Consider the following 24,149-nt stretch of genomic DNA (forward strand, 5'->3'; position numbering starts at 1 on the left):
CCGACGTCGGGAACGGGCCTCGTTCCATAGGTCAGCAGGCGATCCAGACGGTCCTGGTGCTGCTGTCTGCCGTACCGGATGGGTGTGCGTCGCTGGCCGGCGGGCCGGCGGCACCGGGTGGCGTCCGTGGGCGTGCCTCGTCCGCCGTGCCGATCCGGCGTGTGCAGTAGGCTCGGCAGGATTCCCGGCCACCGGGTGGTGAACACCGGGGATCGACCGACCGTCGGGGCGGTCAATCGGAGGAACATCGCACGTGTAGGGGATGCTTGTGGTCTTGCGTCATGTGGTGGTTCTCGTGCCGCTTCGCGGTGCGTGATGTCCCACCCCGACCCCTACGGCAGCGAGCCTCGCGGCTGGGACCGCCCGGAGCGCCCGGTGGCGCTGCCCTGGCCGGACCAGGATCTGGAGGCCGGCCAGTGGAGCCACCGTCCGGCCGCCGGCCCTGAGCTGTACGCCGACCCGCACGCTCGGCCGTACGCCGACCCGCACCCCGCGGACCCGTACGACGAGCGTGGCCGCCCGGTCCGTCCGGACGACCGTTTCGACGACCGGGACCGGCGCGATCGTTTCGACGACCGCGACCGGCACGTCGACGACCGCAACCAACCCGACCGGTACGACGACCGCGGCCGCGGTGACCGCTACCCGGACCGACCTCCCGCGGGGGAGGGGCCGCCCCGGTACGACGGCCCGGACCGTGGGCGCTTCGACGAGCCGAGCCGTCTCGACGGCCCTCCCGTCCGCTTCGACGACCCGGGGTACCCGACCGAGCAGCTCGCGCCCGTCCGGGCCGACGTGGTGCCGGACGAGGCGCCGACGACCGGTCGACGGTCGAAGGGGCGACGTCGGGCCAGCCTCGACCGTCCGGCCACCCAGCAGGTGGGCACCGGGCGGGCGGGGCGCAACCTTCCCGCGGCGATCGGGGTCGGGCTCGGCCTCGGCGCGCTGATCGTGGTGCCGCTGCTCTTCTATCCGTTGGCCTTCCTGCCGGTGATCGCCGCCGCGGTCGCCGTCGGCATCTGGGAGATGGCCCGCGCGGTACGGCGCAGCGGCGCGCACCCGCCGCTGGTGCCACTGATCGCCGGCGGCGTGTTGACAGTGGGTCTGGCCTGGTACGCCGGTCCGGACGCGCTCAGCCTGGGGCTGCTGGTCACCGTGCTGGGCACCATGATCTGGCGGTTGGGTGACGGGCCGGCGGGCTTCCAGAGGGATCTCACAGCGGCCACCCTGATCGCCGTCTACGTGCCGTTCCTCGCCGGTTTCGCGGCGCTGCTGGCGGCGGCCCCCGGCGATGGCCATCTGCGCATCCTGGCCACTCTGATCGGGGTGGTCCTCTCCGACACCGGTGGGTACGCGGCCGGGGTCTCCTTCGGCCGTCACCCGATGGCCCCGTCGATCAGCCCGAAGAAGTCCTGGGAGGGCTTCGCCGGCTCGGTCACCGCGGCGGCCCTGGGTGGAGCGTTGCTGCTGTGGCTGATGTTCGAGGTTGCCCCCTGGTGGGGCGCGCTGTTCGGGGTGGCGGTCTCCTGCGCGGCCGTCCTCGGCGACCTGGCCGAGTCGATGATCAAGCGGGATCTCGGCGTGAAGGACATGAGCAACCTGCTGCCCGGCCACGGCGGTCTGATGGACCGGCTGGACTCGATCCTGTTCGCGGTGCCGACGGCCTACCTGCTGTTGGCGGTCCTCGTGCCGGTGGTGAGCTGAGGTATGAATCACGGCGACCTGGTCATCCGGCTCCGGCGGTCGCGGCCCGTTCGACACCTCCGGACCGGCAGCCGCCGCCGACGGCGTGACACACTGGACCAGCCATGACGAGCCTGCCCCTGATCCCCGCCATCTCGGTCGCCCCCGCTGCGCGCCGGGCCTCCATGCCCCCTCAGCACCTCGCTGACCTGGACCTGGCCGGCCGCCAGGCGTTGGTCACCGGGCTGGGTGAGCCGGCCTTCCGCGCCAAGCAGGTCTCCAACCACTACTTCGGGCGGTTGGTCCGCGACCCGCAGGCGATGACCGATCTGCCCGCTGCGACCCGGGAGCGGCTGGCCGACCAGTTGCTGCCGACGTTGCTCAACCCGGTGCGCGAGCTGGCCTGCGACGACGGCGCGACCCGCAAGGCGCTCTGGCGGCTGCACGACGGTGCGCTGGTGGAGAGCGTGCTGATGGGTTACCCGGACCGGGTGACCGTCTGCATCTCCAGCCAGGCGGGCTGCGGCATGGCCTGTCCGTTCTGCGCGACCGGCCAGGCCGGGTTGACCCGCAACCTGTCGACGGCGGAGATCGTCGACCAGGCGGTCTACATGGCCGGGGTGGCGGCCTCCGGCGTGGTGGCGGGTTCCCCGCCGAGGCTGTCGCGCGTCGTCTTCATGGGCATGGGCGAGCCGCTGGCCAACTACAACCGGGTGATCGCGGCGATCCGTCGGCTGGTCAGCCCGGCCCCGGAGGGGCTCGGCCTGTCCCAGCGGCACATCACCGTTTCCACGGTCGGCCTGGTTCCGGCCATCCACCGACTGGCCAGCGAAGACCTCTCAGTGACCCTTGCGTTGTCGTTGCACGCGCCCGATGATGATCTGCGCGACGAACTCGTGCCGGTAAACCAGCGCTGGAAGGTAGCCGAGGTGCTGGACGCAGCGTGGGACTACGCCGCCCGGACGGGCCGCCGCGTGTCGATCGAGTACGCGATGATCAAGGACGTGAACGACCAGCCGTGGCGAGCCGACCTGCTCGGGCGGCTGCTGGCCGGCAAATTGGCCCACGTGAACCTCATTCCGCTCAATCCGACGCCGGGCAGCCGCTGGGACGCGAGCCCGAAGCCGGTCGAGCGGGAGTTCGTCCGGCGGTTGCGCGACGCCGGGGTGTCCACCACAGTTCGGGACACCCGAGGTCGCGAGATCGACGGCGCGTGTGGCCAGCTTGCCGCCGCCGAAGACAACGACACCAACACCGACCGCGCCGGAGAGGCACCGGCGTGACCGGGCGTGGCGAACGAGACCAGGAGACATAGTGGCGAGTCAGGGTCAGCGTTTCCGGCGCAAGGCGCTCCGCCGGGGATACAAGGTCGACGAGGTGGATGCCTTCCTCGACCGGGTCGAGGCGACGCTCGACGGCCGACAGGTCGGTGCCCCGGTGGCCTCCCAGGAGGTTCATGACGTCGTCTTCCGGGTCCGCTTCAACGGCTACGACGAGTGGCAGGTGGACCTGCACCTGGACCGGGTCGAGCGGCAGCTGGCCGAGCTGGAGGAGCGCAACAGCGCCGGGCGCGGTGGCGACCCCCGGATGGGTGACCGGATGGGCCCACCGGACCGGATGGGTCCGCCGATGCGTGATGACCGGGGCATGGTCCCGCAGCCGATGCCGCCCCGGCCGATGCCCGCTCAGGCCGGCCCGCCCTACGGCCGCTACGACGAGCCGACCGGTGCCTTCGCCGGTGGGTACGACGCCCCCCGCGGCGGTGGTTACGACGCGCCACGTGGCCCGGCCGGCCCGCCGATGGGTCCCGGTGGCCCGATGGGCCCCGGCCCGATGGGTGGCCACGGCATGCCGCAGCGCGGCCTGCCCGCCGGTCCCAGCGGGTACGGCCCCCCGGACGACCAGCGCTCACCCGGCGGCTACGGCCAGGATGACCAACGCGGTGGGTACGGCCCCGACGACCAGCGCGCGCCCGGCGGTTATCCGCCGCCGCCGGAGGAGCCGCGCTTCGACGGCTTCGAGGCCGGGCGGCACGGTCGCGCCGACATGACGGCCGAGATCCGGATGCCGGAGCGGGATCTGCGCGACATGCGCCGTGGTCCGGCCGGTCCGCCTCCGCTGCCGCAGCAGGGCATGGGTGGTCCGCCGATGGCCGGTCCGCCGGCGGTGGCCGGCCCGCCGATGGGTGGTCCGCCGATGGCCGGTCCGCCCGGCAGCGACCTGTACCGGGTCGACCAGATCCGCCGTAGCTTCCAGGTGCGCCGGTTCGGCAGCGGGTACGACCCCGACCAGGTGGACCGGTTCTTCGACACCCTGCTCGGTGGCATGCAGCGCCGCAACCCGATGCCGGTCGACCCGAAGGACCTGGACACGCTCCGGTTCGGCCTGGTGCCGGGTGGCTACTTCGAGGCCGAGGTCGACGCCGCGCTCAAGGACGTGCAGGACATCCTCTTCGGGCGCTGACCCGACGCGATACGGACGAGGGCCCGTCCCCCGGGTGGGGGCGGGCCCTCGGCGTACGTCGGCCGGTCGTCCGGCGGTGGGTCGGTCAGGAGCGCAGACCGCTGCGCCGCAACACGACGTCGCCGATCACGATGATCAGCAGCAGCGCGGCCAGGCCGATCAGCCAGATGTCCTCGACCCTGCCCTCGTGGTTGCCGCAGATCATCGCCAGCAGCGCCAGTGCGGACAGCACGGCGCCGATCTGCCCGGCTTTGCGGTGCCCGGGCTTGTGCTGGTCTGGCGACGTTACCGGCTCGCTTCCTGCCACTGTCGGTCCTTCCCTCGCGATCGGATCTTTGGTTAGTCTGGCACGCCTCGTAGGCGGTGCGGTGGGGTGGGGGTTTCCTGGCCATCGGCCCTGCCCCACCTGGGCTGGACGGCACTACCGGCGTCGCGGGGCGGCGGTCAGACTCGCTCCGGTAGCGTTTGGCGTACACCTGATTGTCTGTTTGAGGGGGACTGTGCGGTGCGAGTGACCGGAACCGGGCACGCCAGCATGCGGATCGACACGACCGCGGGCAGCATCCTGTGCGACCCGTGGGTCAACCCGGCCTACTTCGCGTCGTGGTTCCCGTTCCCGGACAATTCACTGCTGGACTGGGAGAGCCTGGGTCAGGTCGACTACCTGTACGTCTCCCACCTGCACCGGGACCACTTCGACGCGAAGCACCTGCGCGACTTCGTCTCCAAGGACGCAACGGTCCTGCTCCCCGAGTTCCCGACCTCGGAGATGGAGGACGAGTTCCGGGCGCTGGGCTTCACCAAGTTCCTGAAGGCGCCCAACGAGCAGGTGGTGGAGCTGCCCGGCGGCCTGAAGATCATGATTCAGGCGTTGACCAGCCCGACCGACGGGCCGATCGGCGACTCCTCGCTCTGGGTCGAGTACGAGGGGGTGCGGCTGCTCAACCAGAACGACGCCCGCCCCACCGACCTGACCGTCTTCGCCGAGTTGGGGCACGTGCACGCGCACCTGCTCCAGTTCTCCGGTGCGATCTGGTACCCGATGGTCTACGAGTTGCCGCAGGCGGCGAAGACCGCGTTCGGCAAGCAGAAGCGTGACCGGCAGTTCGACCGGACCTGGCGGTACATCGACGACCTGAAGGCGTCGCACGTCTTCCCGATCGCCGGCCCGCCGTGCTTCCTCGACGACGCCCTGTGGCAGTTCAACGACATCCACGGCGACGAGGGCAACATCTTCCCCGACCAGTCCGTCTTCCTGTCGGAGTACGCCAAGGTCGGCGGCACGAACGGGATCGTGCTGCTGCCGGGGAGCGTCGCCGAGGTCACCACCGAGGGCGCGAGCACCACCCACCCGGTGCCGGTGCAGGAGTTCTTCGCGAACAAGGTCGCGCACCTGGAGGAGATGCGGGAGCGCAAGCGCCCGATCATCGAGGCGGAGAAGGCGTCCTGGCGGCACCCCGAGGTGGACGTCCTGGGGGAGATGAAGCGTCGGATCGAGCCGCTGCTCGACGAGTCGATCTACCTGGCCAAGGGGGTCGGCGGCCCGGTCCGTTTCGACCTGGTGGGGTACGACGGCGAGAGCGTCGAGTCGATCGTGGTGGACTTCCCCGGCAAGGAGGTCCGGCCGTACGCGGACGAGAAGGTGCGCTACCGGTTCCGGACCGAGCGGTCGTTGATCGAGCACCTGCTCTTCATCGACGAGGTGGACTGGGTCAACTCGCTCTTCCTGTCCTGCCGGTTCTCGGCGGCCCGGATCGGCCAGTACAACGAGTTCGTCTACGCGTTCTTCAAGTGCCTCTCCGAGGAGCGGCTCCAGTACGCCGAGGGCTGGTACGACGAGCACGAACGCAGCACCGACGCCGAGGACATCACGTTGGGCGACTGGGTGGTGCAGCGGCGGTGCCCGCACCTGAAGGCGGACCTGACCCGCTTCGGCATCGTCGACGGTGACCAGCTCACCTGCCAGTTGCACGGCTGGCGCTTCGACCTGCCCTCTGGCCGCTGCCTGACCAGCGTCGGCCACAAGGTGAGAGCCCACCGAGTAGACGCGGAAACCCCGGCCCCCGCCGGCGAGACAGTGATCTGACGACCCCCCATCGTTGATCATGAAGTTATTGCCACGACACGCCGCCACGTCGGGCAATAACTTCATGATCAACGGGGCGCGGGTTGGGGGTTAGGCCGACAGGTCGGTGAGGATGCGGCGGGCGGCGTTGTGGCCGGCCGCGCCGATGACGCTGCCGGCCGGGTGGCAGCCGGCGCTGCCGGCGTACACACCGTCGACGCCGGTGGCGTAGGGCATCCGGTCGGTGAACGAGACGGTGTTGTCGACGTGGTGGATGTGCCCGCCGGTGATGCCGAAGTGCTCCTCGATGCCCGGCGGCGGCAGCGGCACCGCGTCGGCGATCAGGTCGGCGGTGCCGGGGGCGTACCGCTCGACGATCCCGAGCAGCCGGTCGACGTAGCCGGGCAGCTCCGCGTCCCAGGTGGTGCCGGCCAACTCATAGGGGACGGACTGGACGAAGAGCGCCGACGAGTGGTGCCCGGCGGCGTCGGAGAGCGACGGGTCGACGGTGGTGTGCAGGTACCACTCGATGGTGGGCTCCGCCGGCAGCAGCCCGGCCTGCACGTCCGCCCACATGGCGCGTAGCGCGGTCATCGGCGACGTCTCCGCCCCGCCGACCAGCGACGCCGACCCGGGCAGCAGGTGGATGGTCGAGCCGAACGGGCTCGGCGTGCCGTCCGGCAGGCAGGAGAACCGCGGCAGCCCGGTGAGCGCCAGGTTGAGCTTGAGGGTGGTGCCGGGCCGGCGCACCGCCGCCATCCGTTCGCCGAGCCGCGCCGGGAGCGCGCCGTCGGGCAACAGGTCCATCAGCCGGTACGGGTCACACGCGCCGAGCACCACCCGGGCGGCGACCTCCCGACCGTCGGCCAGCACCACTCCGCTCGCCGCGCCGCCGTCCAGTGTCACCGCGTGCACCGGCGTACCGGTCAGGATTGTCGCTCCGGCGGCGCGCGCGGCCTCGGCGAACGTGCGCGAGACCGTGCCCATGCCGCCCTCGGCGATCATCCAGGTGCCGCCGGAGCCGGGCAGCCGACACATGTTGTGCACGAGGAAGTTGTGACCGGTGCCGGGGTCGTCCGGGCCGGCGTTGAGCCCGGACAGGCCGTCGGTGACCGCGTACATGCTGACCAGCAGCTCGGAGCGGAACTCGAACCGGGCCAGGTAGTCGGCGACCGAGCCCTGCACGAGGTCGACGAAGACCTGGCGCAGCGCCGGGCGGACGTGCCGTTCGGCGGTCTCCTGGACGCTCAGCGGCTCGGCCAGCCAGGCCGGGGCGAGGTCTTCCCGCAGCGCGGCCAGCTCGGCCTGCATGGCGTCGTCGGCGGCCACGTCGGCTGGGGAGAAGAACTCGGCGAGCTGCGCCCGGGTGGCGGTGGTGTCACTGCCGAACAGCAGGTACGGCGAGCCGAGGCCGCCCGGGGTGGGCAGGAAGTAGTGCGGGTCGCGGCGCAGCACCGGGATCCGTACGTCGAGCGTGGCGAGCAGCTCCGGGGGCATCAGCCCGAGCAGGTACGACCCGGTGGAGTGGCGCAGCCCCGGCACCTTCGGGAACGGGTTCTCGGTGCGGGTCGCGCCGCCGATGACGTCGGCGGCCTCCAGGACGAGAACGTCCAGGCCGGCCCGGGCCAGCAGGACCGCGGAGACCAGACCGTTGTGCCCGGCACCGACGATCACGACGTCGGCGCGGGCCGGAATCTCACTGCTCATGCCGCGGCAGCCTAGTCCGCCCCACCAGCCCAGGTAACCCCTTCCACGACCACCCACCCCACCCCTGCCCGACCCCTCCCGGTGATCAAGAGCTTTGCGTCAAGGAACGGCCTCCCGGTGACGCAAACCTCTTGATCAACCCGGCGGGGTGGGGGTGGGGGTGGGGGTGGGGGTGGGGGTGGGGGTGGTGCGCCAGTTCGAGAGGGCCAGGGTGGCGGAGTAGCCGGCGAGGACGATCACGTGGAACAGGTAGAGCCAGAGGAGGACGGCCACGCCGGCGCCGATCTCGTCGAAGCCGCCGAAGGGCACTCCCAGGTCCAGCGGGAGCGAGGCGAAGAGAACGAAGCCGTGCAGGAATCCGGAGAGGTTCGCCGCGGTGAACGACCCGACCCCGAGGGTGCAGAGCCAGTCCGGTGAGGCCGGTCCGACGACCCGGAACACCCACACCAGCACCGGCGTGAGCACCAGCCAGACCGCCAGGAACGACAGCACCACGCCGAGCACGCCGAGCCAACCGCCCTGGCGTACGAGGCGGGTGGTGAGTGGGAGCGCCAGCAGGATCGACAGCAGCAGCGCGGGCGCCGGCGCGAGCAGCGGCAGCAGCAGGAGCCGGCCCCGCCAGCCGACCAGGTGCTCGTCGGAGCGGGGCGCGGCCACCGAGACGAACGCCCGGCGCAGGCCCTCGCCGTACAGCGAGGCGGGCAGCAGGGAGGCCAGCGCCAGCAGCGGGGTCAACCCCACCCCGGCGTCGACCAGCGCCTCCACCGCCCGGGGCGCGCCGATCGCGGTGGGCAGGGCCTCCACGGCGTACGAGGTGAGCCGGCGTACCCGGTCGGCCCCGGCCACCAGTGCGGTGAGCCAGATCGCCAGCAGGGCGACCGGCACCACGGCGATCGCCCCGTAGAAGGTGATGGCGGCGGCGTGCAGCGACAGGTCCCGTCCGCGCACCGGACGGAACGCGGCACTGGTGATCCGTTTCGCGCGCTGCCATCCGTTGCCCATCGGGTCCTCCTTCCCTGTCGTCGCGGCCGTCACTCCTTAAGATCGCCGGTCATGACTGTTCTCACCACCGAACGCCTGATCCTGCGCGATTGGACCGACGATCCGGCCGATCTGGTCCGGATCTACGACATCTACTCGCGTCCCGAGATCAGCCGATATCTGGGCGTGGCGTCGGGTCTGCCGATGACCAACCCGGCCCAGGCCGCCGAGCGGCTGGGGATCTGGCAGGAGCGGCACGCCGCCGACGGCGGCCGGTACGGCACCTGGGCGATCGAGGTACGCGAGACGGGTCAGGTGGTGGGCACTCTGTTGCTCAAGCCGCTGCCGGGGCGCGACGAGTCGCGCCGGACCGACGACATCGAGGTGGGCTGGCACCTGCACCCGGACGCGTGGGGTCACGGCTACGCCACCGAGGCGGCGCGCGCGGCGGTGGCCCGGGAGTTCGCCGCCGGTACCCGGGAGATCTACGCGGTCGTGTCGCCGAGCAACGAGCCGTCGATGGCTGTCGCTCGGAGGCTGGGCATGAGCCATGTCGGTCAGCGCACGGACTGGTACGGCGGGGAGCTGGTGGAGACCTTCGTGCTGACGGCACCAGATGCCTGATCGTTCCCGTACGACCTGACGCAAGATCCGCGCAACTTCGGGGAAGGTGTGGCCTCCAGTAGTCAGGAGGCGGCACCTTCCCCGAATTCGTGGGCAGGTCAGCGCGGACGGCGGCCCTCAGGGCAGACAAGTCCGTCAATAGTCACGGTGGTCGAAGTGTTGACGCTCCCGTAGCACGTCAGTAACCTTTGGGCCAAAGTAACGCAAGATTTAGACAAAGACATGCACGGTTCTGTGCATGCTCTCGGAAGATTCAACGGGCCTCCTGGGGAGGCCCGTTGATGGTCGTACCCATCTGGTGTTTGCAGGACGAGCGGCGCCCCCGCGCCGCCCGTACCACCCCGTCTCTCTCGACACCGGCCCTCTCGCGTCGGCCGGCGCTGCACCGCCGCACCCCCACCCCCGTGGTCCAGCCACCGCGGCAACCGTCCCCCGACGACAAGGACAGTGATGAGACGAACGAATCTGTTCAGGATGGTGGCGGCCACGGCCGCCGCCGCGCTGATCGCGGCGGCCGGGGCGACAGCCCTCGCGAACCCGGCCGCCGCCGTCCGCCCGGCCGATCCGGCGGCCGCACCGAGCACCGGCTTCGCCCCGGCGGCCACCAACCTCGCCCAGGGCCGTCCCACCCAGGAGAGCGGCCACGCCGACGTCTACGACTCGTCGAAGGTCGTCGACGGCAACGCGGGCAGCTACTGGGAGAGCGTCAACAACGCGTTCCCGCAGTGGGTGCAGGTCGATCTCGGCTCATCGCAGAGCGTCAACCAGGTAGTGCTGAAGCTGCCGACCTCCGGTTGGGGGACCCGGACGCAGACGCTGAGCGTGCGGGGCAGCACCAACGGTTCGTCCTTCACCGACCTGGTCGGGTCGCAGACGTACACCTTCAACCCGGCGAGCGGCAGCACCGCCACGATCAACTTCAGCTCGACCTCCACGCGCTACGTCCGGATCACCATCACCGCCAACAGCGGCTGGCCGGCCGGGCAACTCTCCGAGCTGGAGGTGTACGGCAGCGGCGGCACCACCCCCGACACCACGGCGCCGAGCGTCCCCGGCAACCTCTCGTACACCCAGTCGGGCACCACCATCAGCCTCAACTGGGTCGCGTCGACAGACAACGCGGGCGGCAGCGGCATCGCCGGTTACGACGTCTACCGCAACGGCGCGTTCCTCCAGTCCATCGGCAACGTGACCACCTTCAACGACACCCAGCCGGCCACGGCGACCGTGTCGTACCACGTCCGGGCGCGCGACGTCGCCGGCAACATCTCCGGCAACAGCAACACTGTGACCCGTACCGGCAGCGGTGACACCACAGCGCCGAGCGTCCCGGGGACGCTGTCGCACAGCACGTCGGGCAGCACGATCACGCTCAACTGGGGGGCCTCCACCGACTCCGGTGGCAGCGGGCTCGCCGGCTACAACGTCTACCGGGGCGGCAGCCTGATCGCCACGCTGGGCACCGTCCTCACCTACCAGGACACCCAACCGGCGACGGCGACCGTGTCGTACCACGTCCGGGCCCGCGACGGCGCCGGCAACCTCTCCGGAAACAGCAACACCGTCACCCGGACCGGCAGCAACCCGCCCGCCTGCACCAACGTGGCGGCGGGCAAGAGCATGACGGCGAGCGGCTCCACCTTCAGCTTCACCCCGGACAAGGCGAACGACGGGCAGCTCACCACCTACTGGGAGGGTGCGGCGAGCTACCCGCAGAACCTGACAGTGGCGCTGGGCGCGAACCACTCCATCTCCGGTGTCACGCTGAGGCTCAACCCGGACCCGGCCTGGGGCACCCGTACCCAGACCATCCAGGTCCTCGGCCGCGACCAGGCGTCGTCCGCGTACACCAGTCTGGTGTCGGCGGCGACCTACCAGTTCGCCCAGGGCACCAACCTGGTGACCATCCCGGTCAGCGCGACCACCGCTGACGTGCAGTTGCGGTTCACCGGCAACACCGGTGCCCCGTCCGGCCAGGTGGCCGAGCTTGAGGTGTGCGGCACCCCGGCGCCCAACCCGGACCTGGTCGTAAGCTCGGTGACCTGGTCGCCCACGTCGCCCAGCGAGGTCTCCCCGGTCACCCTCTCGGCAGTGGTGCAGAACGTCGGGTCGGCCGCCGCCGGCGCGACCACAGTGAACTTCAGCCTGGCCGGCGCGGTCGTCGGCAGCGCCTCGGTGGGCACGCTCGCCGCGGGCGCCTCGACCACCGTGTCGTTCAACGCCGGTACGCGGCCGATGGGCAGCTACGCCGTCTCGGCGGTGGTCGACCCGGCGAACACGATCGTCGAGCAGAACAACGGCAACAACAGCCGCACCGCGGCGTCGCCGCTGGTGGTGGCGCAGGCCCCGGGCCCCGACCTCCAGGTGCTCAGCATCGCCTCGAACCCGCCGAACCCGGCCGTCGGGGCGTCCGTCACCTTCACCGTGACCGTTCGCAACCGGGGCACCACCGCGACCGGGGCGACCACCGTCACCCGGCTGGTGGCGGGCAGCACCACGCTCAACACCAACACCGCCTCCATCGCCGCCGGCGCGACGGTCACCGTGGCCGTCAGCGGTAGCTGGACCGCCACCAGCGGCGGCGCCACCATCACCGCCACCGCCGACGCCACGAACGTGGTCACCGAGACCAACGAGACCAACAACGCGTTCAGCCAGTCGATAGTGGTCGGTCGTGGGGCAGCCGTCCCGTACGTCTCGTACGAGGCGGAGGCCGGCCGTTACCAGGGCACGCTGCTGGAGGCCGACCCGCTGCGGACCTTCGGGCACACCAACTTCGCCAGCGAGTCCTCGGGTCGCAAGTCGGTACGCCTCACCAGCACCGGCCAGTTCGTCGAGTTCACCTCGGCCAACCAGGCCAACTCGATCGTGGTGCGTAACTCCATCCCGGACGCTCCGGGTGGTGGCGGCATCGAGGCGACCATCAGCCTCTACGTCAACGACGTCTTCTCCCGGAAGCTGACGTTGTCGTCGAAGCACAGCTGGCTCTACGGCAACACCGACGGGCCGGAGGCGCTGACCAACACCCCGCAGGCCGACGCCCGGCGGCTCTTCGACGAGTCGAACGCGCTGTTGGCGCAGTCGTACCCGGCCGGCACCCGGTTCAAGTTGCAGCGCGACTCGGGTGACAGCGCCTCCTTCTACGTCATCGACATGATCGATCTGGAGCAGGTGGCGCCGGCGGCGAGCCAGCCGGCCGGCTGCACCTCGATCACCTCGTACGGTGCGGTCCCGAACGACGGGCTCGACGACACCGCCGCCATCCAGCGGGCGGTGACCGACGACCAGAACGGGGTCATCAGCTGCGTCTGGATCCCCGCCGGGCAGTGGCGGCAGGAGCAGAAGATCCTGACCGACGACCCGCTGAACCGGGGCATGCACAACCAGGTCGGCATCAGCAACGTCACGATCCGGGGCGCCGGGATGTGGCACTCGCAGCTCTACACACTGACCGAGCCGCAGAACGTGGTGGGCGGCATCAACCACCCGCACGAGGGCAACTTCGGCTTCGACATCGACAAGAACACCCAGATCTCCGACATCGCCATCTTCGGCTCGGGTCGGATCCGCGGCGGTGACGGCAACGCCGAGGGTGGCGTCGGTCTGAACGGTCGCTTCGGCGCCGGTACGAAGATCAGCAACGTCTGGATCGAGCACGCCAACGTGGGCGCCTGGGTGGGTCGCGACTACGACAACATCCCCGACCTGTGGGGGCCGGCCGACGGGCTGGAGTTCACCGGGATGCGGATCCGCAACACGTACGCCGACGGCATCAACTTCAGCAACGGCACGCGCAACTCGCGGGTGTTCAACTCGTCCTTCCGCACCACCGGTGACGACGCGCTCGCCGTCTGGGCCAACCCGTACGTCAAGGACCGCAACGTCGACATCGCCCACGACAACCACTTCGTCAACAACACCATCCAGTTGCCCTGGCGGGCCAACGGCATCGCCATCTACGGCGGCTACGACAACTCGATCGAGAACAACCTGATCTACGACACCGCCAACTACCCGGGCATCATGCTGGCGACCGACCACGACCCGCTGCCGTTCTCCGGCACGACGCTGATCGCCAACAACGGGCTCTACCGCACCGGCGGCGCCTTCTGGAACGAGGACCAGGAGTTCGGTGCCATCACGATCTTCCCGGCCACCAGGGACATCGTCGGGGTCACGATCCGGGACACCGACATCATCGACTCCACGTACGACGGCATCCAGTTCAAGAACGGTGGCGGCAACATACCGAACCTCGCGATCACCAACGTGCGGATCGACAGGTCCGTCAACGGTGCCGGCATTCTCGCGATGAGCGGCGCGCGCGGCAACGCCAACCTGACCAACGTGACAATCACCAATTCGGCCGACGGCAACATCGTCATCCAGCCGGGCTCGCAGTTCGTCATTACTCCCTGATCGACACGGTTTGAGTGAAGTCGGGGTGTCCGGATGTCGAGGACACCCCGACTTCCGTGTTGGGCACTGCGGCGCAGGGTCCGTCGTGGGCGTCGGGCCGCCGGCAGCGACCGGCACCGTCGAGGTTGGTGTCACAAAACACTCGGGTACGCAGGAACTGCGCGTCCTCCTCGCTGAGCGTGGTCTCGCCGAAGTCGATGGTGCTGAGATGGCCGAGCGAGTCGCGCAGCGCCACGGCCAGGGCGGTGACCTCGTCGAGGCTGGTCTGCGTGGTCGGCAGGTGGATGATCCACCGCGGCGCGGTCATCGCGGCCCCCGGTTGTCGGGTGCTCCCCGGACGCGGCGGCTCATCGCAATGCCACCGATCCTCCAGCGATCAACATCTGTACCTGCTCGTCGGTCAGGCCGCGCCGCTCCAGGACGCGACGGCCCCAGCGGTGCAGCCGGCACGGGTGTGTTGCCTGGTCCTTGCGGCAACGCTCACCGTCGGGCCGCTCGGGGGCGTGCACGGTGACCGCCCTCAGCGCGAACACGATGTCCTCCGTGGTCAGGTAGGGCGGCAGCGGTAGGTCATCGATGGGGTCCATGGTCCTCCCGTCCGGGCGGCGACCTCTCGATGAGCGGTATACCTCGTAGGTATAAATATGACCCTGAGGTATACCGCTCACGAGAGTGACCGCTCCGAGTTGTTGTGCCTTTCCACGATGGTCGTTTCACTGCTGGCCCAACGCAATCTTTCACGGCAGAATGCGGACCAAGGGGCGAGGTGTCTTACGCGACGACAGCCAGGGAGATGACGTGGACGACTCCGGCAGCACAGTCCCACGGAGGCAGCTCGGCAGATACCTGAGAGAGCTTCGCGAAAATGCCTATGTGACGGTTACCGCGGCGGCCAAGGAATTGGAATGGTCGGCACCCCGGATCTGGCGCTACGAGACCGGTCAGGTCCCCATGCACCCGAACGACGTGGCGGCCATGTGCCGCGTCTACGGCGCGTCCCCGGAGACGATCGAGACGATGCGGGCGCTGGCCCGCGAGACCAAGGCGCACGGCTGGTGGCACAGCTACGGCGAAGCGATCAAGGACTGGTTCAAGCTGTACGTCGGCCTGGAAGCCGCCGCCACCCGTATCCGCCACTACGAAGCGAACCTGGTACCCGGTCTGCTGCAGACGGTCGAGTACATGACCGAGGTGATCGCCACCGACCACCCGCAGCTCGGCGAGGCGGAGCGCAAGGCTCGGGTGGACATCCGGCTGCGTCGGCAGCGGTTGCTGGCCCGCGCGGTGCCCCGAGCCCCGCATCTCGACGTGATCCTGAACGAATCCGTGCTGCGTCGGCCGCTGCGCGACCGAGCGGCGATGGTCCGGCAACTGGATGCCCTGGTGGTGACGAGCGAGCGGCACAACATCAGCCTGCGGGTGCTACCGCTGGCTGCCGGGCTGTTCCGTTGGGCATCGTCTGGCACCTTCACCATGCTCGACTTCCCGACTGACGTGCGGGAGCCGGAGCCAACCACGATCTACATGGACGGTCCCTGCGGCGCGGTCTACCTTGACAAGGCCCACGAAATCGAGGTCTACGAGACCGTATGGCGCTCACTCGGGGAACGGGCGCTGAGCCCGATCGAGTCCCGTGAGTTGATCGTGGCTATAGCGAAGGAGATGACCGATGGTGCGTGACGGAGTCTGGCGCAAGTCGACCCGGTCCGGCGGCGACGGCAACTGCGTCGAGGTGGCGGGGTTCGCCGACCTGATTGGCGTGCGGGACAGCAAGGACCGGCAAGGGCCGGTGCTGACCTTCACTCCCTCGGTCTGGACCGCCTTCATCGCGTCAACCCGCGCATCGCAGTCGAACAACCGCCGCTGAGCGGCTCGGCGAACTCGCTCAGCGAGATCTTGGAAGAATTCGGCCTCGGGAGGGGCGATTTCCCTCCAAGATCTGTCGCAAGTCCGGGTTGCTGTAGGTGCCGGTGCCGGCCCTCGCGCTTCGGCGGCATGGCCTCGACTGGCGGCGCGTCGTGCTGCGACTTCGCTGCGGCTCGCAGATCTTGGACACTTTCCGTTACGCCATAACGGAAAGTGTCCAAGATCTACACGAACCACTCGTGCGGGCAGCACGCTGGGGATCTCCGGGGAGGGGTCTGTCGTGATCGATCACCACGCCTACCTGAACATTCGCTCCCGCTGCGGAGCGACCTTCGATCTCTCGGTCAGGTTGCCTGACCAGGTCTTCCGTGAGATTGGCGGGGAGTCACTGTTCTGCGAGTTCGATGCGATCCTCGCCCCGGAGCTCTGGCCGGCGCTCTGCGCGATGGCCCGCTGGCATGGCGACGAGCACGTCGAGCTGCTGGTCCTTGAGCCGGATTGCGATGCGTACTATCTGTCGGAGTATCAGTCGTATCCGGCCCTGTCGTTGTCCGTCGAGGCCAGCGAGGACGACTACTGGGCACTGATTGGTCACGAGGCTGCCAGCGACATCTTCGGTTCGATCGCGATTTCGGCGAACGTCATCGCGGTGACCGGACCTTCAGGCAGGTGGGGATGCTGGGGTGAGCGGGATCCCGAAGTGGCAGTCTTCCGGGGTTTCCCCACCTCGGCCGCACGCGGCGAATGGCAGGAGCAGTTCGCACCCATGCTGGACGCATCCGGCGCGCTGCAGTCGTACCTGCCGCTGACGTTCCCCGGTCGGACCGTCCCGGACGCGTGGGCCGCAACCCTGGCCGCCAACTACGGCGACGGGGTGGTGCCACCTCGGCCCATCGATCAGGACCAGTGCGGCTGACCGTCAGCCACTTGGATGTCGCACTGATTGTGCGATGACGCGCAACTGGGGCCGCGGTGGTTAGGCTGGCCTGAGCATGATGGTCCGCTGAGGGGGTGAGCCCGGATGGCCCAAGCAGCTTTTGCGCCGGAGCCGGCGCCGCAGCACACCGAGCCGTCGTTCGACGTGCTGCGGTGGCACGACGAACCCTGGACTGCGCAGCTCGCCCTCGACCTGTTGCCGGAGACCAACGGCCCCAAGGTTGAGGTCCTGAGCGGAAGCGTGATCGTGACACCACATGCCGGGTACGACCATCAGGACGCGGAGCTGGATCTCGCCTATCTCCTCAAGCAGGCGGCCCGTCGCGCGAAGCTGTGGCTCTATCTTGAGACGAACATCGTCTCGGGCGAGGATCTCTTCATCCCGGACATCGTCATTCTCGACGTTCCAGGCGGCGGTCGAACGACGATGGACATCGGGCACGCCGTGCTTCTCGGGGAGATCGTCTCCCCTGGAAACCGGCGCAAGGACATCATCGACCGTCCGCGCGAGTACGCCACGGCTGGCGTGCCCTTCTTCCTCCGGGTGGATCTGCGTAATCGGGTGCCCACCATCGCGCTGTTCGAGCTGACCGAGGGGGAGTACCGCCCGGTGGCCGCCGCTGCGGCCGGCACGCGGTTCGCCATGCGGGAGCCGTTCGAGTTCGCCATCGATCCTGCGGACCTGCTCGGCGAGGAAGCGCCACTGGAGGAGCCCGACGCCGAGGGCTGAGGCTCCCAGCGGGCGTACAGCGGGGGTGGGGAAGAATGGCCGGGTGACTTCCCCCCGCGACCTCGTTCTGCTCGGGTCCACCGGCTCGATCGGCACCCAGGCCATCGACATCGTCCGGCGCAACCCGGACCGGTTCCGAGTGGTCGCCGTGGGCGCCGGTGGCGGCAACGTCGAGCTGCTCGCCGCGCAGGCCCTCGAACTGGGCGTCGAGGCGGTCGGAGTGGCCAAGGCGTCCGCCGCGCAGGACCTGCAACTCGCGTTCTACGCCGAGGCGAGCCGGCGCGGATGGGCCACCGGTGACTTCAAGCTTCCCAAGATCGTGGCCGGGCCCGATGCCATGACCGAGCTGGCCCAGTGGCCGTGCGACATCGTGCTCAACGGGGTGGTCGGCTCGCTGGGCCTCGCTCCTACGCTGGCCGCGCTGCGCGGTGGTCGTACTCTCGCGTTGGCCAACAAGGAGTCCCTCGTTGCCGGCGGCCCGCTGGTCAAGGCAGCGGTGACGCGGCCGGGGCAGATCGTCCCGGTCGACTCGGAGCACTCGGCGCTGGCCCAGTGCCTGCGCTCCGGTTCGCGCGGTGAGGTGCGTCGGCTGATCGTCACGGCCAGCGGCGGCCCGTTCCGGGGCCGACGGCGCGACGAGTTGACGCAGGTCACACCCGAGCAGGCGCTCGCACACCCGACCTGGAACATGGGGCCGGTCGTCACGATCAACTCAGCCACCATGGTCAACAAGGCGCTGGAGGTGATCGAGGCGCACGAGCTGTTCGACGTGCCCTACGCCGACATCACAGTGATGGTGCACCCGCAGTCGGTGATCCACTCGATGGTCGAGTTCGTCGACGGGTCGACGATCGCCCAGGCCAGCCCACCGGACATGCGGCTGCCGATCGCGCTCGGCATCGGCTGGCCTGACCGGGTGCCCGAGGCGGCCACCGCCGTCGACTGGACGGCCGCGCACACCTGGGAGTTCGCGCCGCTCGACGACGAGGCGTTCCCGGCCGTCGCCCTGGCCAAGGCCGCCGGGGAGACCGGGCGCTGCCGGCCGGCGATCTACAACGCGGCGAACGAGGAGTGCGTGGCCGCGTTCGTGGCGGGCCGGCTGCCGTTCCTCGGCATCGTCGACACCCTCGAACGCGTGTTGGAGGAGGCTCCGGACTTCGACGAACCAGGTACCGTCGAGGACGTGCTCGCGGCCGAGTCGTGGGCACGCGCGCACGCGCAGGAGATCATCGCGGGTTCGGTGGAAGGAGCTTGATGTCGTACCTGCTCGGGGTGGTCCTCTTCGCCCTGGCCATTCTCATCTCGGTGAGCCTGCACGAGGCGGGTCACCTGCTGACCGCCAAGGCGTTCGGGATGAAGGTCACGAAGTACTTCGTCGGTTTCGGCCCCACCATCTGGTCGTTCCGGCGGGGTGAGACGGAGTACGGCCTCAAGGGCATCCCCCTCGGTGGCTTCTGCAAGATCGTCGGGATGACGCCGCAGGACGACGACGTCGAGCCGGGCGACGAGTCGCGGGTGATGTGGCGCTACCCGGTCTGGAAGCGGACGATCGTGATGGCCGCCGGGTCGATCACGCACTTCGCGCTCGCTCTGGTCACCATCTGGATCCTCGCCGTCTCCGCCGGCCTGCCCAACCCCGACTTCCCGACCACCGACGCGCAGGCCCGCCAGGAGCCCGCCGTCATCCAGCTCAGTGAGTGCGTGGTTCCGGAGAACGCGGTGCGGGCGTGCACCCCCGCCGACGCGGCCAGCCCGGCAGCGCAGGCGCAACTGCGCAACGGCGACCGGATCACCTCGGTCAACGGCACCCCGATCAACTCCTACGGCGACCTGCTCACCACGCTGCGCGGGCTCAAGCCGGGCGACAACGCGCAGATCGCGTACGTCCGCGACGGGCAGCCGGGCACCACCAGCACGGTGCTCGCGCAGACCCAGCGTCCGCCGCTGGACAACCCGACAGGTGCCGCCGCGCCGGTGGCCGCGCTCGGCGTCGGGCTCGTCCCCAGCACCCCAACCCGTGTGACGTACGGCCCGGTCGGCGCCTTCGGCGCCACCGCCGACTTCACCGGTCAACTGGCCGTCGGCACCGCCCAGGCGCTCCAGCGCCTCCCGCAGAAGGTCCCCGCCCTGTGGACCGCCCTCACCGGCGGCGAGCGCGACGTCGACACCCCGATCAGCGTGGTCGGCGCAAGCCGACTCGGCGGGGAGGCGGTCGAGAACAACGCCTGGCTGGTCTTCTTCATGCTCTTCGTGTCGCTGAACTTCTTCATCGGCGTGTTCAACCTGCTGCCGCTGCTCCCGGTGGACGGCGGCCACATCGCCATCGCCTGGTTCGAACGGGCCCGCTCCTGGGTCTACGCGCGGATCGGCCGGGCCGACCCCGGCCGGGTGGACTACCTCAAACTGATGCCCTTCACGTACGTGGTGATCCTGATCGGTGGCGCGTTCACGCTGCTGACCATCGCCGCGGACGTCGTCAACCCCATCACGCTCTTCTCAAGGTGAGTGCCTGAAGTGACAGCTATCAGTCTCGGTATGCCCGCCGTGCCGCCCCCGCCGCTCGCTCCCCGTCGGGCCAGCCGCCAGATCATGGTCGGTTCGGTTCCGGTCGGTGGTGGTGCGCCGGTGTCCGTGCAGTCGATGACCACGACCCTCACCTCCGACATCAACGCGACCCTTCAGCAGATCGCCGAGCTGACCGCGTCCGGCTGCCAGATCGTCCGGGTGGCGGTGCCGTCCCAGGACGACGTCGAGGCGCTGCCCGCGATCGCCAAGAAGTCACAGATCCCGGTGATCGCCGACATCCACTTCCAGCCCAAGTACGTCTTCGCCGCGATCGACGCCGGCTGCGCGGCGGTCCGGGTCAACCCGGGCAACATCCGGCAGTTCGACGACAAGGTCAAGGAGATCGCTCGTGCCGCGGGGGCGGCGGGGACGCCGATCCGGATCGGCGTCAACGCCGGGTCACTGGACAAGCGCCTGCTGAGCAAGTACGGCAAGGCCACCGCCGAAGCGCTTGTCGAGTCGGCGCTGTGGGAGTGCTCGCTGTTCGAGGAGCACGGCTTCCGCGACATCAAGATCTCGGTCAAGCACAACGACCCGGTCGTGATGATCCGGGCGTACCGGCAGCTCGCCGAGCAGTGCGACTACCCGCTGCACCTCGGCGTCACCGAGGCCGGGCCAGCCTTCCAGGGCACCATCAAGTCGGCGGTCGCGTTCGGCGCGCTGCTGGCCGAGGGGATTGGCGACACGATCCGGGTGTCGCTGTCCGCCCCGCCGGTGGAGGAGATCAAGGTCGGCAACCAGATCCTGGAGTCCCTCGGTCTGCGTGAGCGGGGCCTGGAGATCGTCTCGTGCCCGTCCTGCGGGCGGGCCCAGGTGGACGTCTACAAGCTCGCCGAGGAGGTCACCGCCGGCCTGGAAGGGCTGCCGGTGCCGCTGCGGGTCGCCGTCATGGGCTGCGTGGTGAACGGTCCGGGCGAGGCCCGGGAAGCCGACCTCGGTGTCGCCTCCGGCAACGGCAAGGGCCAGATCTTCGTCAAGGGCCAGGTCGTCAAGACGGTGCCCGAGGCCCAGATCGTCGAAACCCTGATCGAAGAGGCGCTGCGGATCGCCGACGAGATGGGCGCCGAACTCCCCGAGGAGCTGCGCGGGCTGGTCACCGGCCCGACCGTCACCGTGCACTGATCTTCCATCTGGAAAAAGCGGCCGCTCCCCGTGCGGGGAGCGGCCGCTGTGCGTTCGTGCTGATCGTGCGCTGTTGGGGTGGCCTGGCGTTGTGGCGCGGCCTGGCGTCACTCGGATTCGGCGAGGATCGCGTACAGCTTGCGCCGGGTCTCGTCGAGCACCTGGGCGGCCCGCTCACGCTGGTCGTCGGTGCCGTTCATCATCACCTGGCGCAGCGCGTTCATCGCCTGTGCGCCAGAGTCACGGATGTCGTGCCAGCTGCTCACAGTGCCCTGGGCGACGTCCGCCCACGGCGGGGTCTGCGCGGCCTCGGTGGCCTCCGCCTGACCGGCCTCGGTGACAGTGAACCGCTTCCGCCCACCACCGGACTCCTCGGTGCTGGCGACGATCACGCCCTCGTCCTCCAGTAGCTGGAGGGTGGGGTAGATCGAGCCCGGGCTCGGCCGCCACGCACCGCCGGTGCGGGAGTCGATCTCCTGGATCATCTCGTAGCCGTGCATAGTCCGCTCGGTGAGCAGGGCCAACACGGACGCTCGGACGTTGGGGCGTCGGCCCCGACCCCGTCCACGGCCCCGGCCGCCCCAGGGGCCGCCGTGCTCGTGGCCATGACCGTGCGGACCGGGCGGGAAGCCGAACCCCCGCATCCGAGCCTCGTGCATCGGGTGGTGCTGTCGGTGGAACCTCATCGGGTTCTTCCTTCCTTAGGACTATCGCTGATGCATCAACGATATATCGGCAATGCATCGCCGACAACTCCCATCTACCAAACCGTACGTACGTCTTGTTAGAGTGTCGGTCATGCGCCTGCTTCCCCCGCCGGGTCCGGCCCGGGTCCTCACCCTCGGCACTCTGGTCAAGACCGTCGGGCGGGGCCTCTGGCTCGTCGCCAGCGCGCTCTTCCTCACCCGGTCGGTCGGCCTGTCGGCCACCGAAGTGGGTATCGGGCTGACCATCTCGGCCCTGGTCGGTGTGTTGGCCAGCGCCCCGAGCGGCTACCTGGCCGACCGCGTCGGCCCACGCGGCGTGCAGGTCGGCGCGCTGTTCGTCGCCGGCACCCTGACCATCGGCCTGATCGCCGTCCGGTCGTTCCCCACGTTCGTGCTGGTGGGAGCGGCCACCGCGCTTGCCGACGCGGTCGAGCGAGGTGCCCGCGGCGCACTGATCGGCGGCGCGATCCCAGCCGACCAGCGGGTCCGCACCCGCGCCTACCTGCGAGCCACCACCAACGTCGGGATCTCCGTCGGCGCCGTCCTCGGCGGCTTCGCCATCGCCGCCGACACCCGAACCGGGTACGTCGTGCTCATCCTGGCCTCGGCGGCGACGTCACTGGCCGCAGCGGTGGTCTTCCTTCGTCTGCCCGCCGTCGCCCCGGTCGCCGCCCCGACGCACGGCCCTCGGCTGGTCGCCCTACGGGACCGCCCGTTCCTCGCCTTCACACTGGTCGACGGGCTGATGTCGATGCACTTCAGCCTGCTCACCATCGCACTGCCGCTGTGGATCGCCGGCCACACCCGGGCCCCCGTCTGGATGATCTCCGCGTTGACGCTGGTCAACACCGTGCTGGTCGTGCTCCTTCAGGTACGCGCCGCGAATACCGCCGCCACAGTGCCCGGGGCCGCCCGCGCCGCCCGCCGAGCGGGCGTGGCCATCGCCCTGGCCTGCGTACTCTTCGCTGCCAGCGGCGCGCTGCCCACCGCCGGCGCGGTGGGCCTGCTCGGCCTCGGGGCGCTCGCGCACGTCACCGGGGAGCTGTGGCACTCCGCCGCCGGCTGGGGGATCTCCTTCGGGCTGGCACCAGCGGACGCACAGGGGCAGTACCAGGGGGCGTACGGCATGGGCTACGAACTGGGCAAGATGCTCGCACCGGTCGTGGTGACCACCCTCGCGCTCGGCTGGGGCGTACCTGGCTGGCTCGTGCTCGGTGCCCTTTTTCTCCTGCTCGGAGCCCTGGTGCCCCCGGTCGTCCGCTGGGCCGGGCGGACCCGGCCGATCAGTGGGCCCGCAGAACCGGTGCCGGCCTCGCCACTCGACCGGCGGAGCGGGGGGTCGATCTGGCAGGCTGATAGTCGTGCTGACGGTGCCGGTACGCCAACTGGGGGAATCGGAGCGCCGCGCGGTCGAGCGACTGCTCGACCATGACCCGTTCGCGGGCGCGCAGGTCGCCGAGCGGATCGCCGCGCGCGGACTCTCCTGGTGGCGGGCCGAGGGCAGAATCCTGGGGTACGGGGCTCGCCGCAACCTCGAGTCACTCTGCTGGCTCGGCGGCAACCTGACCCCGGTGCTGGCCAGTGACGCAGCGGTCGCTGCCTTCGCCGACCTGCTCGCCGGCGAGGAGCGGCTCTGCTCCTCCATCGTCGGCCGGGCCGATGCCGTCCTCGGGCTGTGGGACCGCCTTTCCGGAACGTGGGGGCCAGCGCGAGACGTTCGCCCCAATCAGCCACTGCTGGTCACCGACACGCTGCCACCCGTACCGGCCGATCCGGAGGTACGCCAGGTTCGCTCCGGCGAGGTCGACCGGCTCTTCCCGGCGGCGGTTGCCATGTACACCGAGGAGGTCGGCGTCTCCCCGCTGGCCGAGGACGGCGGACGCAGCTACCGCCGGCGGGTCAACGACCTGGTCCGGACCGGTCGCGCGTACGCCCGCATCATCGACGGCAAGGTCGTGTTCAAGGCCGAGTTGGCCGTGGTCACCAAACGGACGGCGCAGATCCAGGGCGTCTGGGTGGCACCGGAGTGGCGAGGCCGGGGGATCGCCACCGCCGCCATGGCAGCCGTGGTCCGCGACGCGCTGCTGCGAGTCGCCCCCACCGTCAGCCTGTACGTCAACGATTTCAACCTCCCGGCCCGCCGTGTCTACGAGCGCTGCGGATTCCAGCCGATCGGCACCCTGGCCACCGTCCTCTTCTGACCGCTGCCGGTTGGCTCGCGCGGCACGCGGTGATGTATCCCCGCAGATCTTGGACAGATTCCGTTCGCGCTGAACGGGAA

21 protein-coding genes are annotated in these 24,149 nt (G+C 69.9%); 15 read left to right on the top strand and 6 right to left on the bottom strand.

What is annotated here, in order from left to right; all coding sequences use genetic code 11:
* Window positions 1-315: 315 nt before the first annotated feature.
* The 3 genes from PSH03_RS17025 to PSH03_RS17035 all read left to right on the top strand — a co-directional run bounded on the left by PSH03_RS17025 (window position 316) and on the right by PSH03_RS17035 (window position 4,146).
* Complete coding sequence (locus tag PSH03_RS17025) at window positions 316-1,704, top strand: phosphatidate cytidylyltransferase (RefSeq protein ID WP_238689734.1); 1,389 nt, start codon at window positions 316-318, stop codon at window positions 1,702-1,704.
* Between the two features lie 104 nt (window positions 1,705-1,808).
* Window positions 1,809-2,966, top strand: coding sequence for a dual-specificity RNA methyltransferase RlmN (gene rlmN / locus PSH03_RS17030; protein WP_091400305.1), 1,158 nt, complete (start codon window positions 1,809-1,811; stop codon window positions 2,964-2,966).
* Window positions 2,967-2,997: 31 nt separating this feature from the next.
* Complete coding sequence (locus tag PSH03_RS17035; RefSeq protein ID WP_210784354.1) at window positions 2,998-4,146, top strand: DivIVA domain-containing protein; 1,149 nt, start codon at window positions 2,998-3,000, stop codon at window positions 4,144-4,146.
* Between the two features lie 85 nt (window positions 4,147-4,231).
* Here the strand turns inward: PSH03_RS17035 and PSH03_RS17040 are convergent, their stop codons facing one another.
* Window positions 4,232-4,453, bottom strand: coding sequence for a DUF2631 domain-containing protein (locus PSH03_RS17040; RefSeq protein ID WP_091400308.1), 222 nt, complete (start codon window positions 4,451-4,453; stop codon window positions 4,232-4,234).
* 198 nt (window positions 4,454-4,651) lie between these two features.
* On the opposite strand from PSH03_RS17040, the gene PSH03_RS17045 reads away from it, so the two are divergent.
* Window positions 4,652-6,232: a Rieske 2Fe-2S domain-containing protein gene (locus PSH03_RS17045; RefSeq protein WP_238689735.1), complete on the top strand. Its 1,581-nt coding sequence runs from the start codon at window positions 4,652-4,654 to the stop codon at window positions 6,230-6,232.
* A 90-nt stretch (window positions 6,233-6,322) separates the two neighbouring features.
* Here PSH03_RS17045 and PSH03_RS17050 read toward each other — a convergent pair whose 3' ends face one another.
* Both PSH03_RS17050 and PSH03_RS17055 read right to left on the bottom strand, forming a co-directional pair.
* On the bottom strand, window positions 6,323-7,918 hold the full coding sequence (locus tag PSH03_RS17050; protein WP_238689736.1) for a phytoene desaturase family protein: 1,596 nt from the start codon (window positions 7,916-7,918) through the stop codon (window positions 6,323-6,325).
* Window positions 7,919-8,053: 135 nt separating this feature from the next.
* Window positions 8,054-8,920 (bottom strand): YhjD/YihY/BrkB family envelope integrity protein, encoded by an 867-nt coding sequence (locus PSH03_RS17055; protein ID WP_238689737.1) that lies wholly within the window; start codon window positions 8,918-8,920, stop codon window positions 8,054-8,056.
* A gap of 51 nt (window positions 8,921-8,971) precedes the next feature.
* On the opposite strand from PSH03_RS17055, the gene PSH03_RS17060 reads away from it, so the two are divergent.
* Together PSH03_RS17060 and PSH03_RS17065 are read left to right on the top strand one after the other, a co-directional pair.
* Window positions 8,972-9,523 carry a GNAT family N-acetyltransferase gene (locus PSH03_RS17060; RefSeq protein ID WP_210787006.1) on the top strand — a complete coding sequence of 184 codons (552 nt, stop codon included), beginning with the start codon at window positions 8,972-8,974 and terminating at the stop codon, window positions 9,521-9,523.
* A 450-nt stretch (window positions 9,524-9,973) separates the two neighbouring features.
* A complete protein-coding gene (locus PSH03_RS17065) occupies window positions 9,974-13,942 on the top strand; it encodes a CARDB domain-containing protein (RefSeq protein WP_238689738.1) in 3,969 nt (1,322 codons plus the stop codon).
* Here PSH03_RS17065 and PSH03_RS17070 read toward each other — a convergent pair.
* Both PSH03_RS17070 and PSH03_RS17075 read right to left on the bottom strand, forming a co-directional pair.
* Window positions 13,932-14,249 (bottom strand): hypothetical protein, encoded by a 318-nt coding sequence (locus PSH03_RS17070; RefSeq protein ID WP_238689739.1) that lies wholly within the window; start codon window positions 14,247-14,249, stop codon window positions 13,932-13,934. The two genes, PSH03_RS17065 and PSH03_RS17070, sit on opposite strands and share 11 nt — an antisense overlap.
* Window positions 14,250-14,289: 40 nt before the next feature.
* Window positions 14,290-14,529, bottom strand: coding sequence for a hypothetical protein (locus PSH03_RS17075; protein ID WP_238689740.1), 240 nt, complete (start codon window positions 14,527-14,529; stop codon window positions 14,290-14,292).
* A gap of 211 nt (window positions 14,530-14,740) precedes the next feature.
* Between PSH03_RS17075 and PSH03_RS17080 the strand changes: the two genes are divergently transcribed.
* The 7 genes from PSH03_RS17080 to ispG all read left to right on the top strand — a co-directional run bounded on the left by PSH03_RS17080 (window position 14,741) and on the right by ispG (window position 21,161).
* The gene (locus PSH03_RS17080; RefSeq protein ID WP_238689741.1) at window positions 14,741-15,622 is read left to right on the top strand and encodes a helix-turn-helix domain-containing protein; all 882 of its coding nucleotides are present in this window, start codon (window positions 14,741-14,743) and stop codon (window positions 15,620-15,622) included.
* Entirely contained in the window at window positions 15,612-15,809 is a 198-nt protein-coding gene (locus PSH03_RS17085) for a DUF397 domain-containing protein (protein ID WP_238689742.1), read from the top strand. Before PSH03_RS17080 ends, PSH03_RS17085 begins: the two co-directional genes overlap by 11 nt.
* Before the next feature lie 279 nt (window positions 15,810-16,088).
* Complete coding sequence (locus tag PSH03_RS17090) at window positions 16,089-16,724, top strand: hypothetical protein (RefSeq protein ID WP_238689743.1); 636 nt, start codon at window positions 16,089-16,091, stop codon at window positions 16,722-16,724.
* Between the two features lie 105 nt (window positions 16,725-16,829).
* On the top strand, window positions 16,830-17,474 hold the full coding sequence (locus PSH03_RS17095; protein WP_238689744.1) for a Uma2 family endonuclease: 645 nt from the start codon (window positions 16,830-16,832) through the stop codon (window positions 17,472-17,474).
* A 43-nt stretch (window positions 17,475-17,517) separates the two neighbouring features.
* Window positions 17,518-18,729, top strand: coding sequence for a 1-deoxy-D-xylulose-5-phosphate reductoisomerase (gene dxr, locus PSH03_RS17100; protein ID WP_238689745.1), 1,212 nt, complete (start codon window positions 17,518-17,520; stop codon window positions 18,727-18,729).
* Entirely contained in the window at window positions 18,729-19,979 is a 1,251-nt protein-coding gene (locus PSH03_RS17105) for a M50 family metallopeptidase (protein WP_210787024.1), read from the top strand. The genes dxr and PSH03_RS17105 overlap by 1 nt, the downstream gene beginning before the upstream one ends.
* Window positions 19,980-19,988: 9 nt before the next feature.
* Window positions 19,989-21,161, top strand: coding sequence for a flavodoxin-dependent (E)-4-hydroxy-3-methylbut-2-enyl-diphosphate synthase (ispG, locus tag PSH03_RS17110; protein WP_210787026.1), 1,173 nt, complete (start codon window positions 19,989-19,991; stop codon window positions 21,159-21,161).
* Window positions 21,162-21,268: 107 nt separating this feature from the next.
* Here the strand turns inward: ispG and PSH03_RS17115 are convergent, their stop codons facing one another.
* A complete protein-coding gene (locus PSH03_RS17115; RefSeq protein WP_238689746.1) occupies window positions 21,269-21,847 on the bottom strand; it encodes a PadR family transcriptional regulator in 579 nt (192 codons plus the stop codon).
* 112 nt (window positions 21,848-21,959) lie between these two features.
* Here PSH03_RS17115 and PSH03_RS17120 point away from each other — a divergent pair, with 112 nt between their 5' ends.
* Window positions 21,960-23,300: an MFS transporter gene (locus PSH03_RS17120; protein ID WP_238689747.1), complete on the top strand. Its 1,341-nt coding sequence runs from the start codon at window positions 21,960-21,962 to the stop codon at window positions 23,298-23,300.
* The gene (locus PSH03_RS17125; protein ID WP_210787032.1) at window positions 23,230-24,069 is read left to right on the top strand and encodes a GNAT family N-acetyltransferase; all 840 of its coding nucleotides are present in this window, start codon (window positions 23,230-23,232) and stop codon (window positions 24,067-24,069) included. Before PSH03_RS17120 ends, PSH03_RS17125 begins: the two co-directional genes overlap by 71 nt.
* The last annotated feature ends 80 nt before the right edge of the window (window positions 24,070-24,149 follow it).

It is taken from the genome of Micromonospora salmantinae, from assembly GCF_022230905.1.
Lineage (GTDB): Bacteria > Actinomycetota > Actinomycetes > Mycobacteriales > Micromonosporaceae > Micromonospora > Micromonospora salmantinae.